Raw genomic sequence first — 20,882 nt, 5'->3', positions numbered from 1 at the left:
CGCTTACAGAATGCTGCTGGTGATCTGCAGCGTGACGCGGTTCCTGCCGTAATCGGCCAGCGGCACGGTGTTCGCGGCCCGGCCCAGCACCAGACGGATGGTGGTGTGCTGGTTCAGCGTGGCATCGAGCCCCCAGCCGTAACCGGTCAGCTTTTCGCCGGAATCGAGCAGCGAGTTGGGCGGGCGGTACGGATTGACGTGCCCATGATCGGCGAAGAAGAAGCCGGTGGCCTGAAAATTGGCGGCGCCGAGATCGAGATTGCCCAAGCGGTGATGCAGTTCGAGATTGATCAGGTAGCCCTTGTCGCCGGAATAAATGCCCGGCGCATAGCCGCGCACACTGCCCTCGCCACCGAGCGAGAATTGCTCGCTGGACGGCAGGTTGTTGTCCGGGGTCGACTGCCATGCCACGCTGCCGCGCACTGACAGGCCGCTACCGACTTCGCGGCTCAACCGTGCCGCACCACGCGTGATCACGAAGTTGCGATCGACGCCGGCGGCGCGCGCGCTGACCTGCGACCCGTTCAGGCTGAGCGACCAGGTGCCGGTGTCGTCGTAGCGCTGCAGATCGGCGCCCACGGTCGCTGCGCTGGTATCGGTGCGCAACAGGAAGACGCTGTCGATATAGTTGCTGCTGTCACGCTTCTTGCCGTCGGCGGTCAGGTCCAGTTCGACATTGTTGTCGACATACACCGGCTGGCGCAGCGAGGCCACGCGCGCATGCGAGTCGCCGGTAATGTTCAGGCTCGACAGTGAACCGTAGCGAATCGCCGTACGGTCGCTGTAATACGCCAGATTGAGCCGGCCACCCCAGCGATTGATCGGAAAACCATAACTGAATGCTTCGCTTTGCTGGCCGCCCGCGGCCGTCAGCGACAGCAGCATGTCATCGCGCCAGCCAAACACGCTGCGATTGCGCCAGGTCGCGCCGGCCCGGTTCGGACCGGTCAGCAGACTGCCGAGGTTATCCAGCGAGAACAGCAACTGGTTGCGCGGCGGCTCGATGGCGCTGATGTTCAGCGTCGTCAGGCCAAACTGCTGGCCCGGTTGCAGATCAGCCTGCAGCCGCACATCGTTGATCTGGTTGAACCAGATCAGGGCCCGCTCCAGCTTGTCGAGATCGACCAGCTCGCCGGCGCGCAAGCCGATGCGCGCGGCGATGAAACTCTCACGGGTGTTCTGATTGCCGCTGATATTGACCGCGCCGACATGGCCCTCGACCAGCTGGATCGTGACGGTCCCCTGCGAGATGTCCTGCGGCGGAATCACTGCCAGCGCCGTGACCACGCCTCTTGCCTTGTACAAGGCATTGATGCGGTCGGCCAGCGCCTGCAGGTCGTTGAGCGTCAGCTGCTGGCCACGCGATGGCGCAACAATGGCGTCGAGCTCGGCCGCGCCGAGGATTTCCGACGGCGCGCTGAAGCGGATTTCACGCACCGTGAAGCGCACGTCCGCGCCGGACGGCAGCCGTTGCGGTGCGGGCGCGGCCGGGCGCGTGACCGGATCGGCGGGCGCCGGCAACGTGCGCTCTTCCGCCCGTCGCCGTTTTTCTTCTTCGATCTGGCGCTGCTGCAGCGCCCCGGCGTCGCCGGCCGGTGGAATCACCACCGTTTGCGCGATGCCGTGCAGCGAGGTGGCGCTTGCCAGCAGAAGGATGGCGAGTTGCAGTGGGGTCTTGGTCATTATTTTTGTTCCAGTGAAACGGGGAATCCTGAATACGACACAGGAATGAATTCGCCAGGCTTGGGTTTGGCAACCGCATCCGGGTCGAGTTGCGTCATGCGGCGCGCGGTCAGCAGCGACAACTCGCTGCTTTCGATCACACTGCGGTCCAGCCCGGTGGTGGCGAGCGCATCGTGTTCGACGTTGCGCAAGATCACGAAGGCATCGGTCAGCACGTGATTGTCGAACATGCGCAACGCGAACGGTGCGCCGTCAGTGTAGAGCTGCACATCCGCGCCCGGTTGCGGCCGGAAATCATGCTGGTCGACGACCACGCGGGTGAGCGGATTGGTCAGCACGGCACGATCCATGATGCGCGTGTTGGCAATGCTCAGTGCACCGAGCGGCACATCGACCGACGCCATGCGCGCGATGAAGTCATCGAACGCAATGCCCTGCCGGTTCGACAAGGTCAGCGTGACCTGATCGGCGATGCCGCCGCGGTAGCCAGTGACGGTGCCGGCCAGAGTGCCGGCCGAACCGGTGATGTTGGCATCGACCACATTGCCCTGCAACAGGAAGCGCGTGCCGACCCGCAGCAGGTTGGCACTGACCCGTTTCGGCGCGGTCATGATGACCGTGTCGGCGGTCAGGCTGCCAGCCGTGGCATTGCCGCCCAGCGACGACAGACGGAAGGTGCCGCCTGCCGTACCGTTGCCGACCGCGACATCGGCCACTGCTTCCAGCGCAAAGTCACCGCCGACGTTGACCGAGTCGACATGGACGTTGCCCAGTGGCGCGGTCAGTTGGCCGTTGCGCGCGGCGCGCAGTGCGCCGACCGTGACATCGCCGGAGCGTGCGTTGGCGCTGACGCTGCCGCCGCTGCTGGTCAGGCTGTCGGCAACCAGGCCGGTGCCGGCGTCGAGGGCAATGTCACCCACCGCCGTGGCGGAACCGATGCTGGTGCCGCGACCCGAGTTGGTCGAGATTTTTCCGCCCGCCGTCAATTCGGTCGCGGTGATCGCGCCGAGTGCCGCTGTCAGTCGCATATCCTTGCCGGCCATGGCCTTGCCAATGGTCAGATTACCGACTGCGACGTCGGCCACGATATCCGCCGCCGCCGTGGCCGTGTCGAGCGTGGTGTCCTGCCGCGCGCTGGTGACGATGCTGCCACCGGCATTGAGCACCGTGGCATTGATGCCGCCCTGCGCCGCGCTCAGCCGGATATCCTGCGCTGCCGTGGCGTTGCCCAGCGTCAGATTGCCCTGTGACGAGAGCACGTCGATGGTGCCGTTGGCGCTACCCACCGCTGTCAATGCGACGCCGGTTTTGCCTTGCGCCAGCACGCCGTCGGTGCCGTTCACGCTGGCCAGATCGATGCTGCTGCCGGTCGATGTCAGCGCGACGCTGCGTGCCGACACGCTGGCGCCAGTGATCGCGCCGCTGGCCACGATCGCGGCCTGCTGGCCTGCCTGGACGGCATCGATCGTGACCGGGCCGGTGATGGCCAGGTCGACACCGCCGCCGGCACTGGCCGCCAGATGCAGCAGTTGCAGCTCAAGCGGATTGCCCGCGCCGATATTGCCGCCAGCCTGAATGCTGACCGTCGCCGCCGGGCCGTGATCGGCCACCACATCCAGATGCAGATCGCCACCATCGATGACGTTGCCGCCACTGACGATGGAGACCGCATTGGCGCCGCCATTACCGCTGCTGATGCCGGTAATGGTGGCATCGCCCGCGCTGCGGATATCGATCCCGCCGAGGTCTGCTGTCACGGTGGCGCCGTCGAGCATCGCCAGCGTGTTGGCCGACAGGGCAATGCCGTTGGCGGCGGCGTGGATCGCCGAAGTGCCGTTCAGGGTCAGGGTCCGGCCTGCCACCAGCCTGATATCGCCCGGTCCGCTGACCGCGCCGAGGATCTTCATGTCGGCATCGGCCGACAGGTCAATCACATCGCCGGCCGTGACCGCAGCGATATTGAAAGCGTGTCCCAGCGGGCCATGCAGATGCACGCCCTGCCCCGCGTTGGCGGTGATGCCGCCGTCCAGATTGATACCGACATTGAGCGCATTGCTGGCCGTGCCGATCGATCCGGCGCCGGCATTGAGCGTGATCGTGTTGGCGATCACGTTGTTGGCCGAGTCATTGTTGGCATTGACGATGGCGTCGCCCGCGCTCAGCGTGACCGCCTTGCGCGAGTAGACCGTATCGACCGCCATGTCATCGGCTTCGACGATGTCGATGTTGTCGGCAGCGCGTGCCGTCAGGGTGCTGCCGGCGTTCAGGTTCAGGCGCAGTGGCAGCGCCTGGCCGGACGCATGCAGATCGTCAGGCGGCAAATAGCCGATCCCGCCGTTGGCCGCTTCCAGGATCAGGTTCCCGGTTTGCACCGCAGCGCTGGTCGGACTGTAGTTGACGATCGAACCGCTGACCTTGATGCGCGTTGCGGCATTCGTGGCGATGTTGTTGAGCACCGCGTTGCCACGCGAGGCCAGATAGGCCGTGCCGTTCTCGGTGCCGGCCAGCGCAGCAGCGGTGACGGCGACGTTCAGCGCATCCTTGGCGGCAAAATTCAATGGCGCACGCCGCACCACGGTGATGGCGGTGTCGGTGACCACGATGTCCGAACGCTCGGCCGACGCCAGCGCGACCTTCTGCGCATCGGTCAGATCCTTCGGATCGATGTTGGTCGGCACCACCACCGCGACCTGCGACTCGCCGATTCCCATGCCGGCTTGCAGCGTGACCGTCCGGCCCGACACGTTGGCGCTCTTGATGACCGGGTTGGTGTTGGTGATTTCCTTCAGCAGACCGGCCGAAATCGAAATCCCCAGCTCCCGGTCGGTCCATGAACCGCCCTTGAGCATCGCAGCTTTTTCGTCCGTGCTGGCAGTATAGGCATAGGCCTGCTGGTAGGTCGTCGTGAGGCCGCCGACTTCGGTGTTGAGCTGCTTGTATTGAGCCGTGCGGCTGGCTTCGAACGCAGCGATCTGCGTCGCATCCATGCCCGAATTGATCAGCGCCTGCCGCTCGGTGGCAGTCACGCTGTAGGCAAAGTTCGGGTTGTACGACGCCGGGTCGGCCTGGCGCTGGCGCATTTGCCAGTACAGGCGGTAATCCTGGGTGCGACCCAGCTCGAATGACTTCACGGCACTGGCCTGGTTGGCCAGATTGTTGGCGGTGTTGGCGCGCAAACCGGCGGCATCCCAGAAGTTCAGCAGTTCGTTCCAGGTGCGCGTATCGAGTTGTTCGTTCGGGTTGTTGTCGATCATCCGGCCCGGGGCCTTCAGCGTGACATCGCCACCGGTCGAGACCACGGTATCGAGCAGCAGGTTGCCGGCCAGATTGCCGCTCCAAGCGGTTGCTTCGACGTTGATGTTGCCGGCCGCGCTGGCCTTCAGGCCATAGCGTCCGCGTGCCGACAGGTCATCGGTGTAGCCGACCTGCACCTGCAACGCCGCGTTCAAGGCGCCGATCGCACCGTTTTGCGAAACCAGATCGACCCGGTTGGCGCGAATCAGCGACGACGTGTTGGCAGCAGTGATATTGCCGTCGGCGGTGAGCGCGACCCGGCCTTTGCCGAGTGCGGCATCGCCAGTCGCGGTGACGGTGCCGAGAACCAGATTGCCAGTCGCCTGACGCACCAGCACGTCGCCGTTGGCGGCACTGGCGTTGACTGCGCCGCCGTTGACGTTGACGGCAATCGCACGGGCCGGATCGGTTCCGAGCGCGCCACCGACAGTGCCGCTGGCGGTCAGCGTGATGTTCTTGCCGGTGGTCAGTGCCGTGTCATTGACCTGCAAGATATTGCTGGCGGCGATGGTGGTATCGCCGGCCAGATTGCGGATTTCACCCTTGAGCAGCACGTCGGACGACGAATTGATCGCCACCGTGCCCTTGTCGTAGCCGCTGAATTCGATGCGGATCGGATTGTCGGCCTTCAGCGTCTTGGTGGTGATGGTCTTGGTTGGCGTGGTCTGATCCCAGGTCGAGTGGTAATCCTGCGCCACGCACAAGGTCCACCAGTTGCAGTTCGACCACTCATCGGTTTTCACCCACAGCGGCGTGCCATTGGCATAGGTCACCGAGGTTGGCAAATAGACATTACCCACGTTGGCCTTGTCGGTGATCAGATAGGTGCCGCTGGCGAGGCGGTAACTGTCGAGCAGCAACGGTGTGCTTTGCGAGACCGCCTTGCTGGTATCCGGTCCGACCCGGATGTCCGAGTTGCCGAACAACTGGGTACCGGCGAATTCCCAATGCGTGATGTACGAATTGTCGGTGCCGGTGGTCCAGACATAGCGCAAGCCCTCTTGCGGCGCGTAGCTGGTGCTGCGCACATTGGTGGTGGCGCCGCCGTTGACGGTGATCACGCCGTTTTCGCGCTTGTACACGGTATGGGTCGAGGTGACATCCTTGCCGTTGGCGCTGACGCCCTGGATGTCGGTGATGTCGATGACGCCGGCCACGCCGCGTCCGGTGCCGGTGTTGTCGGTGCCGGTGTCGAGGTTGTTGATTACCATCGCGCGACCGGTGTTGTTGGTCACCGTGATCTGGCCATAGCCATCCAGCGCGCGCAAGGTGCCGGCGCTGGAGGAGGTGTTCATGATCTGGCCATACACCTGGATGTAGCCGCCGCGCACCTGGGTGCCGTCCAGCACAAACCGTCCGCTGGTCGGATCGTAGCTCGCACCGATATTGCTGGTCTCGCCGTTTTCACCCAGCACCAGCGTGTACAAACCGCTGTTGGCGAGGGTGCGTCCGCTCCAGCCGCTGGTCGCCTTGTCGGCGTCGGCAAAGGCGATGTCGGCTTCCAGCCGCTTGGCCACTGCGTTGTAGCGCACCGTGCCGCCGGCCACCGTATAGCTGGTGTATTGCGGACCGGTGTGATTGACGTAGGCGGTCAGGTTCGCATCCAGCGCTGACTGCGCGATGCCGAAGAAAGCGGCGGTGCCGGTCAGGATCGGCGCCGACGGCAGCGTGATGTTCCAGTCCGCGATACCGCTCTGCACCAGGCTGTTGATGTTCAGATAGCGCGCGCTCAGCAACACGCTGCCGTTGGCGATGATGCCGCCGCCGAGCGCCGTGCCATTGTCCTTGATGGAGGCGGGGTCGCCGCCGACATGGAAGAAATTGTCGACATAGCTTTGCACGAAGTCGCCGTTGTCGGCCTTGATGTCGACGGTGCCGGCGCGCACGGTGCCGGCCGACAGGATGCTACCAGCCTTGCTGTGCACAGTCACGCTGCCGCGCAGATTGGTGATGTCACCGGCCAGCTCGACGTCCGGCGACGGTGCTGCGAACGGCGTGCCCGCGCCGTTCGGGTTGTAGTTGCTGTTGACCGTGATGGCCGGTTTCGGCGCACCCTGGGTTTCGCCGGTCAGGATGGTCAAGCCATTCGCGCCGGTGTGGGTATCGTTGATATTGTTGATGTCGGCGACCGAATTCACCAGCGCGCCATTGAAGCGTAACTTGCCGCCGTCATCGCTTTGCACCGTGAGCTTGTTGAGCTTGAGGAAGTTCGGCGTGTTGTTGGTGATGTTGATCTGCGCATCGCCCGGTGCATTCAATGCGCCGGAGCCGACCAGCGCATCGGCCAGCACGCGGATGTTGCCGAGCTTGACGGTGATGTCATCGACTTTCACGAAGTCGGCGATCGGGCCGTTGGCCGCCACATCCGACAGCGTTGGCAACTGCGCCGTGAGCGTGTCGAGACTGGTCTGCCAGGTGGCCTTGCCCGTCAGCGCCGATTGCAATGCAGTGTCCTGCGTGCCGATCACCGCCCCATAGCCGGTCGTCGCGGTGGTGAATTTGGCCTGCTCGGTTGCGATCGTCGATGCGGCACTGGCGACGCTGGTGCGGTTTGCCGCGCCACCGCTGATGGCGCCGGTGACGGCACTGACATCATCGGATTTGTTGGCGAGTCGGAAGGCATCCACCAGCGCGGTCTGGTTGGTGGCAATGGTGGCGTTGTTGGTGCTGAGCGTACTGACGTCGCTATTGATGGTGGTGTTGCGCGCCGAGATCGTGGTCAACAGGCTCTTCACTTCGGCGCTCTTGACGCCGATGCTGGTCTGCCGGGTGTCGATCGCCGCCTGCTTGGTGGCGATCAGGGTCTCGTCCGGATTGCGCAGCGCCGCCAGGGCCGCGATGTCGTTCTTGAGCGCAGTGATTTCGCTGATGTAGGCGCCGATCTGCGTGTTGCGGTCCGACACGGCGGTGCGGTCGGCGAGATTGCTCACGCGCTTGGCTTCGATGTCAGCGGCCAGCGCCACGTTGTTGGCGATCAGGGTATTGGTCGCGGTGTACGTGGTGTTGGCGGCATCGAAGCGCGGCAGTGCCTTCAGGCTGGTATCGACCGACGTGTTGGTGCTGTTGAGCGCGCTCCAGGCGCTGCCGACCGTGCTGGCATTGCTGAGGATGGTGCTCTGCGAGGTCAGCACCAGTCCGGCGGTGCTGTTGATCGTGCCGCTGGCAGAGTTGACCGCGCCGCTGCTGGCCGACAGTTGCTGTTTGTCCTGCGTAATCTGCGCTTCGACAGTTTTCTTCTGACTCGGATTGCCATACTGGCCCGGATTGATCTTCGGCTGACCATTCACATACACCGGGTTGCCCTGGGCATCCTTCTCCACCGAAGCCAGTCCCAGTTCGACCAGCTTGAAGCTGAGGAAATTGATTTCGGACTGGTACGCGCCGACCGCGATCGGATCGGTGGCGTACTGCGACATCAGGCCGCGCAAGCGGTCGATGCGCGACTGGATGTTGGCCACCAGGCTGACCGCAGGATCGATCGTAAACGTCACGCCCTTGCTGGCAGTGGTCACCATGCGCCACAAGACGCGGCTGCCGATCACGACCCGGTTGGGCGAATTGTCGGCCACCACGTTGCCGGCGCTGTCGACAAACTGGACGAGCGAATTGGTCTGGTAGACCGGCACCGACACCGGCGTGGTGACCTTGTTGCCCTGCGCGTCGATGAATTCGATGTCGAGCGTCAGCGAAGCGATCCGGTTGACCCCGGTGAGTGCCGTGCCGTCGACCTTGACCACGGCGCGACCGCCGACCTGGCTGGTGCCGCCGGTGATGTCGAACGACACGTCGCCGCCGCCAAACAAATGACTGACGCCGCTGGCAGCCGCCGCCAGCGCCTCGCGATACAGATCCTTGCCGATGCCCTTGGCCTTGGTGGTGACGCTGCCCTTGTCGGCATACAGCGCGATATCCTGCGCGGCCTCGACCCGGCTGCCGGCTTCCAGCGTGACGTTGGCATTGTTGGTGATGCGCGATTGTGCATCCGGCGGCGTATTGATCGGCACCGCTGTCTTGTTCCAGAGATTGACGGCGGCGTTGGTGTCGATGCTGCTGAGTTCGCCCTGCGAACCCTGGCCGGCGCTGAGCAGGACCGAACCATCGTCGGAACGCAGCAAGGCTCCGCTCTTGACCAGCGCGGTGTTGGTGCCGGTATAGAACGTATAGGCCGAACCGCCCGGCACGCCGGCCAGTCCGTAGACATTCACCGACGCGCGTGCATCCACCGCAATGTTGGAACGTGCGCCGGCGTTGATGTCGCCGGAGTCGCTGTTGACCATCGAATTGGCGCCGAACGAGACCGTCGCATCGGCCGCGTCGACCAGCAATTCGGACTGCGCAAACGCTACCGCAATCGCGCCGCCGGAATCGAGCCTGGCCTTGTCATGCGCCGAAATCGTGTTGACCGCATCCATGTTGAAATGACCGGCATTCAGTGCCGGCGCCAGGATGTGCACGCGGGCGGTATCGCCCACGCTGGCGACGGTGTCGTGCACGATGTGGCTGATGCTGGAGCCGGCCGCGCCATTGAGCAGGCCGCCCGAACCGGAGTTGATGTTCCAGTCGGCCGTGTCGCCATTGGTCGCGCCCAACAACCAGCCTTTCAGCGTCGTGTTGCTGGCCAGGATGTCGACCTTGCTGGCATTGACCACGCCGGACGCGCCCAGTGCTGCCAGCACTTTGCTGTTGACCGTGTTGTTGGCAATCGCACCGCTGGCGCCAACCAGCGAGGCATTCAGGGAATCGACGCGGGCATTGAAGGTGGTCGTGTGGATGGCATTGAGCGCATAGCTGGTGGCCGTGAGCTGGCGTCCGCCGACGGCGCTGTTGCCGCTGCCGGTGCGCGCTTCGGTGTCGCTGCTGCTGCTGGTGGTGGCACTCGCGGCCGCGCCGGCGATCAGGCCGCCGCTGCCGGAGGTGGCATCGGCCATGGTCAGGTCGGTGCCGCTTGCCGTGACGGTCAACGAGGCTGGCAGGACGCCGACGCTCGGGCCATCAAGACTGACGTTGTCGCCCAGCGTGGCCAGGGTGGTGCTGCTTGACGTGGTCTTGGCAATATTTGCGCCGGCAGCGACGATGCCGACCGCCAGTCCGGATGCCGAGGCGTTCTGGCTGGTGTTGTTGGTGGCGCTGACGAGGGCGGCGCCGCTCAGCACCAGGGTGCTGTTGTCGGCGACGCTCCCACTGACTGCGCTGTGGTTGCTGGTGGTGGCGCTGGTGGCGGTAATGCCGGCAAAGAATGCACCGGACGCGCCGACCGCCGTCGAGGCGATATCGTACGGCGAGCGGTGGGTGTTCTGCTGGGCTGCCGCGACGGTCAGGTTGCGACCCGACAGTGAGGCGCCGCCATCCAGGCTGGCATCGACTTCGGAATTGGCAGTGGCCGTGGCCACCGAGGCACCCGCTGCCGCGGACAGGCTCAGGTTGACGCCTTCGGCATCGGCGATGGCGCGGGTATGGCCGGTCGCGCCGATCAGGGCGTCTTCGCTCAGCCGGATCACGCCGCCATCGACATGCGCCTTGGTCACCGGCGTGGCGTTCGAGGTGGCGACCGCACCGCTGGCTGCCAGGCCCAGGCCAACCGCTGCAGCGACGCTGCTGCTGTCGGCATCGACATCCGAACCCGCCGTCACTGACAGCGCCCGCACGACCTCGCTGCCGCTGCTGCCAATCGCAGCGCCGCTGCCGACGGCTGCCTCGGTGCTGCCACCGATGACACTGTTGGAAATCGAAGCGCCGCCGACATATGCGCCGATGCTGGCGCCGCGCGCTTCGGTATTCACTGCGCGCTGATCCAGCGCCTGCACGAACACGGCATCGGCGTGATGAATGCGCACTCCGGTGCCGATCGCGGCGCGCGTGGTGCTGCCATCAGTCAGCGAGGCATAGGCGGCGTTCAAGGCCACCAGTCCGCCGGTACCGGCAAACGCCAGCACATGGGCATGTTCGGCCAGTGATGCGGCTACGCGCACGTCGCCGGTTGTGGTGGTCAGGCCGGCGCTGAGTTCGGCATTGTTGCCGACCAGCGCGCGGTTGTTGAGCGTCATGGTGCCGATGCCGACGCCGGCGCCCAGACCCAGCGCGCCCACCGCGACTGCGCCGGTGCTGGCATCAAAATCAAGCTTGCCACGGGCATTGATGCCGATGTCGTTGCCGGCCAGGAGCTTGGCGCCATCACCGACGCTGGCAGTATTGCCCGACGGCGGCACGACGGTTTGCGAACTGCTGACTACCACGTTGGTGCGCGTGCCCTGCGCGCTGGCGCCAATGGCGCGCGCGTTCGCATTGTCGGAACCGGCCAGCATGTCGCCCACGCTGCTGTTGCGCGACTGGCTGTCGGCCTCGTCATTGACGTTGCCCTTGCTGGTCGAGAGCTGGCCCTGTGCATCGCTGCCAAGCTTGTCGCCGACGCCATACACGGCCACGCCGCCGGCCAGTCCGAGCAGGCCGCCAGCGCCGCTGACGACGACGGTCTTGAAGCTCTCCGTACCGAGCGCATTGACCAGCACATCATGGGCGGCATGCACTTCCGCGCCACTGCCGATGGCAGCGCTCGCACTGTTGTTGACATTGCTGACGTCCACCGCACCGGCCAGCGCACCCGCGCCGAGCGCTACCGAGCCGGTATAGATTTCCGACTTGAAGTTGTTGCGCGCGGTGACGTTGACATCCTGCAGCCCATTCGCGCCGGTATTGGTGGTGTTGATGCGGGCGTTGTTGCCGATGGTCGCGCTGGTGGCGGACTTGACGGTATCGACGGCGATCGCGCCGGAGACACCGGCGTACAGGCCGGCCGCGCCGCTGGCAACCACGCCGAGCAGGTCTTCGCTGGAAGTAGCCTGCACCAGCAGGCCGCCACGTGCAGCGGTGGTGCTGTCGTCCGCGCCGCTGTAGGCGGTCATGGCAGTCGCGCCGGCGGCGCCGAGCGCATTCACCGTGACCCCGTCACCGATGCTGGCGGCGGTGGTTTTGTTGATGGCGTTGACGCCAACCGCAGCGCCGACACCGGCCACGCCGATGCCTGCGGCCGCGGCCCCGGCCACCAGATTGACTTCGGTATCGTCGGCGGCGGCGACCTTGACATTGCCACCGGCATCGATGTGGTTGCTGCCAGCGGCGACGACGGCGCGGGTGGTGTCGGTCAGCGAAACCACCGCGACCGAACCGGCCACCGCGACCGAGCCGGCGACGGACAGGCCGATGCCCATGTCGAGCATCTGCTCATGCGCCTGCGCCAGCACATTGACATCGCGTACGGCCTTGACGTTCGCACCGCTACCGACGGCAGCGAGCGTGTTATTGGTGGACAGGAAGACGTCCGCGCCCGCACCGATCGCGGCTGCGCCTGCGCCGGATGCAGCACCGGCCAGACCCAGATGGAATTGCTCCTCGCCGGCAGCCAGATGCACCGACTGCCCGCTATTGCCGACACCGCTCTGATTGATTTGCGCACCGTCGCCGATGGTCGCCTGGGTGTCGGTCGTGACCACCGAGACGTTGGCGCCCAGCGTGATCGCAACCGCACCGGCGGCCGCGCCGGTCACGGCGTAGGACTTGATGCTGTCGCTGTTGGTGGCGGTGACCGCCAGGCCCTGCACGGTTTGCAGCTGGCGCACGGCATTGCGTTGCTGCACCAGTGCATTGAAGGCGTCGCGACCGCCGACCGTGTTGCCCGACGCATCCTTCGGCGCGAGGCCGGATTTGTGCACCTCGCCCTCGCCGGAAATCGCGCTGCCATACGAAATCAGGTACGCGCCGGTGGCGGCACTCAGGCCACCGTTGTTGCCCAACGCCCGCACCGTGGCGTTCTGCCCGATCGCGCCGTAGGTGGTCTTGTTGAGGATCACGACACCGGCCGCCGCACCCAATGCAGCCGAACCGCCGCCGGCAGCGCTGCCGGTGATCAGGTCGATGCTGGTCTGGTCGTCGGCCGCCACCAGCGCGCTGCTGTTGGTCACCAAGCTGGTGCTGTTGCCGAGCAGCGCGGTGGTGTTGGCGGTGATCGAATACGCGGCGACCGAGCCGGCCAGACCGGCCGAACCGCCCACGCCGAAACCGATGCCGGTGACGCGCACGCGCTCATCCGATTCCGCTTGCACCAGCACATTGCCGGCCGCTTCCACGCTGGCATTGTTGCCAATCGTGGCATGGGTGTTTTTGCTGATCACGCCGACATCAGCGGCCGCGCCACCACCCACCGACCCACCGCCGCCAGCGCCGACCACGACATCCAGCAACCCCGTGCTGTCGCTGGCCAGCAAGGCGATGCCCTGGGCCGAGGTTTGCTGATTGTTGTGGTTGAGGCTGACGCGATTGCCAATGGCGGCTTCGGTGGTGCTGTTGAGCACGTTCACCAGCGCTGCGCCACCGACGGCGACCGAACCGGCGCCGGCGGCGCCGATGGCGTAGGTGGTCATGTCTTCGGTTGCTCTGGCGGTCAGGCCGGTGACGCCGCCAATGTTGGCGACGACGTCATCGCCGAGCTGCGCGCGGGTCTGGTTTTCGATGGTGTTGACGGCGGCGGCAACACCGACGCCGACCGAGCCGCCGACACCGACACCAGCCGCAATATTGCGCGAGGTCAGGCTGTTGGCTGCGCTCAGGTCAAGCGCTCCGGCGCTGGTCAGGCGCGTCGCGGTCGATGCCGCCACGGTCGCCTGCGCCTTGTTCTGCTCGGTCAGCACATTGGCCACGCCACTGACGCCGACCGAACCGCCGATACCGCCGCTGAAGCCAAACAAATCAGCCTTCTGCCGATTGGTCGCCGACAGCGCAATGCTGCCCGATTGATTGATCAGCACGCCCGCGTCGATGTGGCTGCTGGTGTCGTTGGTGCTGATCACGTCGGCGCTCGACAGGCCGATGCCGACCTTGCCGCCGACCGAGGCGGCCAGCGCCAGCGAGGTCGAACTGGTGTCGTTCAGACTGGTCAGCGCGACCGCACCGGTGACATTGACGGTGGCGTCATGACCCAGACCGGTTTCGGTGACGTCATCGAACTTGCTCAGGGCAACCGCGCCGGAGGCGGCGACCGCGTCGCCGACCGCGCCGGAAATGGCCTCGGTGTAGTAGTTGCCGCCGCCCAGCAAGGCGCCGTGCGTCAACTGGTCAGGAATGGTGGAGACATCGTCGATGGAGTTAAGCGTCAACGCAAATGCGCCCGGCGTCACACGACGGTTTTCCGCATCCAGTGTCAGGCTGCGCGCGGTGATGACACTGCCGCTGCCGACGGTGGCGCGATACTGGTTCTGCGAGATGATGGTCGCAACGCTCGCGCCAACGCCGACGTTGCCGCCGATCGCGCCGGCAATCGCCTTGGCGCCCAGCATGCTGGTGTTGAACGCATTCAGGTGGATGTCATTGGCCTTGGTGACCTGCGTATTGGCGCCCAGCGTTGCCAGCGTGCTGGCGTTCGACACCACCACGGCAAAGGCGCCGGCCACGCCAACCTTGCTGCCGCCGGCGCCGGCGATGGCTTCGGCGGCGAGCTTGTTGACGAAGGCGGCGTCGCGGTTCTGCAGCGACTCGGCTTGCACCGTCAGGTCGCCGGACTGGATCGTGATGGTGCTGTTGTCGCCCACTGAGGCACTGGTTTCATTGTTGGACAAGGCAATGCCGACGCCGACTGCCACACCCACCTTGGCATTCGGGTTGACCGCGTCGCCTGCGCCGCGCGCGCTGAAATTGCTGTCGCTATGGGCCGTGATTGCCATGGCGCCGTTCGAGGCCAGCGTGTGGCCACCGCTCACCGTCGCATTGACCACGTCGGTCAACGACGTCACGCCCACGGCTGCCGCCAGCGCGACCTTGCCACCGCCCTTGGTGCCCTGGTTGGAGCTGCTGTTCTGGTTGTTCTTCAGGGTCTTGGTGCTGGCCGCGCTATCGGACTGCGTCTTGTTCTGATCGACGCTGTCCTGCGATTGCGAGCCGCCCGCGCTGGCGCTGGCGTCGGCGGTATAGGCCCGCGTCGCATCGGCCGAAATCGTCAGCGTGCCGTCGGCCGACAGATTGCGGTCGACGCTGGCCCGTGTGGTGCTGGTGCTGGTGATGACGCCGACCGATGCGCCGACGGCGATCGAATTCGAGGTCGCAGCGCCTTTGGAGAGCGCCTTGTGTTCGCCGCTGCTGGTGGCCGACACCGACAGATTGCGGCTGGCGGCGAGATCACTGCCGGCAGCGATCGATGCCGTGGTGGTTTGATTCAGGGTGGTGACTGCTGCGGCGGCGTCGAACGCCAGTTTGCCGCCGCTGCCGCCGGCCGTCGCTTCGGCATCGCTACCGCCGATAGTGTTGGCCGACACGGTGACATCGCGCGCATTGGTCAGCGTCGCATTGCTCGCCACCGATGCTGCCGAGGTGGCGTTGATGACATTCAGCGCGACCGACACACCGACGCCGACGTCACCGCCGGCAGCGCCGCCATTGGTCACCGGGGTGGCTTTGGCGGTGTACGCCGCGCGGTCGTCGGTACGGACGAGCACGTCACCGCCGCCGGCATCGACGTTGGCGCCCGTGCCAATCGTGGCGAGGCTGCTGTTGGTGGCCAGGTTCAGCGCCAGCGAGGCGGCAATGCCGACCTTGCTGCCGCCGGCGCCGGATTGCGCTTCGGCGTCGATCGTGTGGATACGGTCGCCGCCGCTGTTGGTCATGCCGGCCGTGACGCTTACGCCATTGGCGTTGACGGTGGCGTTGTTGCCGATGCTGGCGGAGGTGACGGTGTCGACCTTGTTGACCGACGCGGCCGCGCCGATGCCGACCTTGGCGGCCTTGCCAACGGCGGCGCCATCCGATGTTGCGGTGCCGTCGGTGTTGCCGCTGGCGTTCAGCGCGAAGGCGCCGCTGGTGCTGATGGTGCGGTTGGGCGCGACCGTGGCCGAAACGTGTACGTCGACGATATTCACGGCCACCGCTGCTGCCACCGATACCTTGCCTTCGCTGGATGCTGCCGACGGCTTGTTGTTGGCAGCGCTGGAGGTCTTGCCCTGCTGGCTGCTGTCGCCCACATTGTTCTTGCTTTGCTGCGTCTTGCCGAAGCTGACCTGATTGCCGACCTTGTCGTCGACCGTGGCGTCTTCGGTTTTCTTGCCGTTGGCATCAGTGCCACCGGCTTCGTCATCCGATTTGCCGCCGGCCGAACTGGCGCTGGCCGAGGTGGTGTTGGCCGAGGCACCCACCGCTGCGATCGTCACATTGCCCTGCGCGTTGACGATATCGCGCTCGGTGGTCGCCGTGATGTCGTCATTCACCAGCGCGACCGCGACCGCCGCGCCGATGGCGGCTTTTTCACCGGCGGCGCTGCCTTTGGCGGTGGTGGTGGTGCTGGTAATCTGGTTCGCCGACAGGGTCACGCTGCCGACACCGGTCAGTGCTGGCGCGCCGAAGGCATTGGTGCCCATTCTGGCGGTGCTGCTGTTGTTGATCATCGACAGCGCCAGCGCCGGCGTGATCGCAACGCCGCCTTTCGCGCCGGCTTCCGCCTTGGTGAGGACGACATGATTGCCGCTCGCGACCAGCATGACATTGCCGCTGCCGGCCAGCGTTGCGTCATCCTGCAACTCGGCCACGACGCGGTTCGAGACCACGTTGACGGCAGCCGAAGCGCCGATGCCGACCTTGCCGCCGGAACCGCCACCGTCAGCCGGTGCGGCGTCGGCGGTGGTGTTGGTATTGCCTGTCGCGTCCAGACTGAACGCGCCGCTGCCGGCATTGACCTGCGCGCCGCTCTTGACCAGCGCCTGGCTGGAGGTGTCGATCAGGTTCAGCGCCAGCGAACCGGCCAGGCCGATCGCGCTGCCGCCACCGCCCGAGATGGCGGCAGCCGACAGGGTATGCACCAGATCGGTCCCGTCGCCGTTGCGGTCGGTCATGCCGGCCTGCAGGCTGACGCCGTTGGCGCTGACGATGGCGCGCTGGCCGATGCTTGCTTCGTTGACTGACTTGACCAGATTGACCGAGACGGCCGCGCCGATACCGGCCTTGGCCGTGCCACCGGCAATGCCGTCGGTGGCGACCAGTCCGTCGGTGTTGTTGCTGGCGTTCAGGGTCAGCACGCCGCTGGCGCTGACCTTGCCGTCGTCGGGAACAAACGCCTGCACGGTCGAGTGCTGCAGATTCACGCCCACGGCGGCGGCCACCGACAACTTGCCCTCGCTGGTGCTGGCCGAGCCCTGCCCGCCCTTTTTATCGGTCACGGCAGTGCCGCTGGCGCTTTGCTGCTTGCTGTCGCCGACCTGCGCGTCGCCTTGTTTTTTCTTGCCGAAGTCGAGCTGCTTGTCGACCTTGCTGTCGACGCTGGCATCTTCCTTCGGTTTGCCGGCGGCATCGTTGCTGCCGGCGTCGGCATCGGTGTTGCCACCGGCCGCGCTGGCCGAGGCCGTCACGCTGCTGGCCGACGCACCACTGGCGCTGAAGGTCACCGCGCCGTGGCCGACGCCGCCATTGGCGTTGATCTCGCGCGCCGTGGTGGCCTGCACCACATCATCGATCAGCGCCACGCCCACGGCGGCGCCGATGGCGGCCTTGCCAGCGACGGCACTGCCCTTGGCGCTGGTGGTGTTGCTCGAGTCCTGTTGTGCTGCGACCAGCAAATTGCCGCCCAGCGTCAGTGCACTACCACTGCCGACGCGCGCACTGGTGCTGTTGTTGATCAGCGCCACCGCGACCGACGGCGTGATCGCCACGCCGCCCGAGGTGCCGGCTTCGGCTTCGGTGACGGAGTCATGGCTGCCATGTGCATTGAGCGCGACATCGCGCGCACCGCTCACGGTGGCGCCATCGCCAATTTGGGCGTCGGTGCGCGTGGCGACCAGATTGACTGCCACCGCTGCGCCGATACCCACCTTGTCGCCGGTGGTCGGACCGGCCGGCTTGGCCGAGGCGCTGGATGCCGTATTGTTCTCGGCCGTCAGCGCCAGGTCGGCGGCGGCGCCGCTCAACGTGACGACTGCGCCCGGCAGCAACGAGGCCGCCGTAGCGCTGTCGATGGCATTGAATGCCATTGCACCTGCAATGCCGACATTGCTCGCGCCCGCGCCGGACAACACCGCCGTGCTGAAGCTGCTGGTGGCGGCACTCGGCGTCATGCCGGCGCTGATGGCAAGGCTGCGGGCGTCAAGCGCCTGCGCCACGCTGGCCAGATTACTGACGGTGCCCAGATTGACGCCGACTGCTGCGGCCACGCCGGTGCCGCCATTGGCGCTGCTGCCATCGGCGCTGGCCGTGACGTTGTTGCTGGCGTTGCTGCCGACGGTGACGGCGCCGGTGACCACGGCCTTGTGGCTCGACGCCAGGCTGGCGGAGGTGGTGCTCTTCAGATCGCTGACGACCACGGCGCCGGCCACGGTCACGCCGGACGAACCGCTGTCGGCGGTCTGGGTATCGGATTTGTAATCGTCCAGCACCTGGCTGCTCTTGCTGGATTTGCTGCTGTCTTCCTGCGCGCCGTTGGCGGCCGCCTTGGCGCTCACGATCACGCTATTGTTCGAGCTTGCCTGCAGATCCAGCGCACCCGTCGTCAACGCCGCAGCGCCGTTGACGGTCACGCTGGTGGTGGTGCGCAGCTTGCTGACCGCAACCGCCGCACCGGCGGCCGTGCTGCCGCTGGCCGAGGCATCGGCGATGGCGTGGCTGGTGACGGCATTGGTGGCCAGCAGACTGAGCTTGCCGGTGACGTCGACCACGGCGGTGTCGGTCACCAGCACTGTGGCATTGCTAAGGACATCCGATACCGCGACCGAGGCATCACCGGCCATGTTCGCCAGCGCCGAGGTGGGACGGGCGTCGGTAGTGATTACCGAGCTGGCCGACAGCGTGGCATCGCCACCGGCCGACAACTGGCTGGCGCCGCTGACATTGACGGCAGCCTGCGATGACACGCGCTGGATCGACAAGGGCACCGGCACGCTGTTGGTGGAGGTGTTGACGCTCGCGCTGGCGTTGACGGCCAGATCGCCGGACGCAATCACCTTGCTGCCAGCGCCGACATTGATGTTGGCCGCGGCGCTGGCCTGGTTGACCCCGCTCGACACCAGCAGCGAGGCGTCGGTCAGCGCGGCCGTGGCCGCCAGCGTGACATTGCGGCCCATGACGGTAGCATTGAGCAGATCGATCTGGGCCGTGCCGCCATCGGTGCGGCTGGCGTTGAACCTGACATCGCCGCCCTGGAACGCACTGCCCGCTTCGACCTGCGCCAGCACCATGCTGTTGGTGTTGAACGTGAGCTGCGGCGCGGTCATCGAGATATTGCCGGAATTGCCGACGGAGCTTGCGCTCAGATGGTCGGTGGCGCTGCCAATCTGGCGCGACGACACCACCACGCCGCTGTTGAGCGTGATGCTGTTGTCGGCAACCAGCGTGATCGGGCTGCCGTCATTCAATGCCATGTTGGCGCTGATCACGATATCGGTCGGGTCGATCAGGATGCTGCCGGCGCGGCCGACGTTGGCGCCGGCCTTGAAGCTGCCGCCGGCGAGCTCGACGGCGCGTTTGGCGCTGAATTCGATCGCGCCGCCACTGCCCGATTTGCCGGCGCTGGCGTCAATCAGCGCGCCGGAACGGAACACGGCGTTGTTGCCAAACATGTTCACGGTCCCGCCCGACGAATTCTCGCCGGCGCCGCTGACATCGACCGCAGCACCTGCGACCAGGTCGATGCTGCCGCCGGCGCGAATGCTGACATCGCCGCCGTTGACACCGGCGTTGCCGGCGGCATTCAGTGCACCGCTGACGGTGGCATCGCCATCGGCGACGATCTCGATCCGTCCGGCGCGGACGACCACGCTGGCGGCGGTCTTCATGCCATTGGTATTGACCACGTCGCTGAAGTCCGGCGCGTTGCCGAGGAAGCGCGCGCCACTGTAGATCGCGCCATTGACATTGACCGCGCCGGCACTCAGGGCCACGCCATCGATCGCGTTGATGCGGCCGTTGACGGTGATCACGCCGGCCGCGTTGCGCGGCGCGGTGCCGTTGAGCAGTTGCGCCACCGAGCCGTCGTCAGGGATGCCTGGCGCGCGGAAGAAATTGCTGACGAACGCGGTGGTCGGGGTGGTGACCGTCAGCGAGCCGACGTTGACCACGCCGGTCGCACCGACCAGCATGCCGTACGGATTGGCAAACCAGACGTTGCCGCCGATACAGCCATCCTTGATGGCATTGAGCGCGCCGGAAATATCGCTGCGCGCGTCGCGCACGATGTTGATCAGGTTGCTGGTGCCGCCCGGCAGATACAGATTCGCCGTCACGCCGCTCTGCACATTAAAGGTGCTGAACGAATTGAACGCATTGGCGCCGGACACCGTCGCCGTATTGATGCTGACCACATTGCCGGCGCTGGTCACCGAGGTCTGGGTGCGTCCGTCGGTGACGATCCCGGTCGGCGGTCCGGCCGCCGCCGCCGGCCCGAGCAGCAAGCCCGATCCGAGCGCCATCAGCGCCGTGATACGTCGTCGGCCACCGCTGGACTTGCCGCGTCCGCGCGCATTTTCCGCCACCGCGACCCAGATCCGCAGGCGCTCACTCCAGACAAGACGATAAAGGCGATTGATGGAGGCGTGGCGGTGCATGATGGTCCTTGGTCGTGACGTAATCGCAAAAAATCAACAAAGAGCAATTTCCGGCGGGTGCGCAACGCCGGTTTTCTCAACGTTCTTCAAGTGCTTCATCGAAATAAGTTGCAAGCCAGATGCTAACTGGTTTCTTGTGAAAAATTGCCAAAAAAACATAATTAATTGTATTTAACACCACGGTTTTTCGCCACGAAAAGTCAGCGCACGGCATTGCCATTTGGTCGACAAGAGGCGACAACAAGCAAGCGCGGCAACCGGGGACAGTCGCCACAAGCCAATCAGGTCAGGAGGGGAACAGCGGGAGAACAGAGGGTGCTGCGAGGAAAGAGGCGGGTGCGCCCG

General features: G+C 65.7%; 2 protein-coding genes. Both read right to left on the bottom strand.

All coding sequences use genetic code 11. The features are described from left to right. Positions 1 to 3 precede the first annotated feature (3 nt). Positions 4 to 1,683: a ShlB/FhaC/HecB family hemolysin secretion/activation protein gene (locus RCH09_RS02215; protein ID WP_326939400.1), complete on the bottom strand. Its 1,680-nt coding sequence runs from the start codon at positions 1,681 to 1,683 to the stop codon at positions 4 to 6. Beyond that, entirely contained in the window at positions 1,683 to 20,537 is an 18,855-nt protein-coding gene (locus RCH09_RS02210) for a leukotoxin LktA family filamentous adhesin (RefSeq protein WP_326939399.1), read from the bottom strand. Before RCH09_RS02210 ends, RCH09_RS02215 begins: the two co-directional genes overlap by 1 nt. Positions 20,538 to 20,882 lie beyond the last annotated feature (345 nt).

Source organism: Actimicrobium sp. GrIS 1.19 (assembly GCF_035984655.1).
GTDB lineage: Bacteria > Pseudomonadota > Gammaproteobacteria > Burkholderiales > Burkholderiaceae_D > Actimicrobium.
Note: the sequence above shows the minus strand (reverse complement) of the source record. Positions and strands in the feature narration are given on the sequence as shown.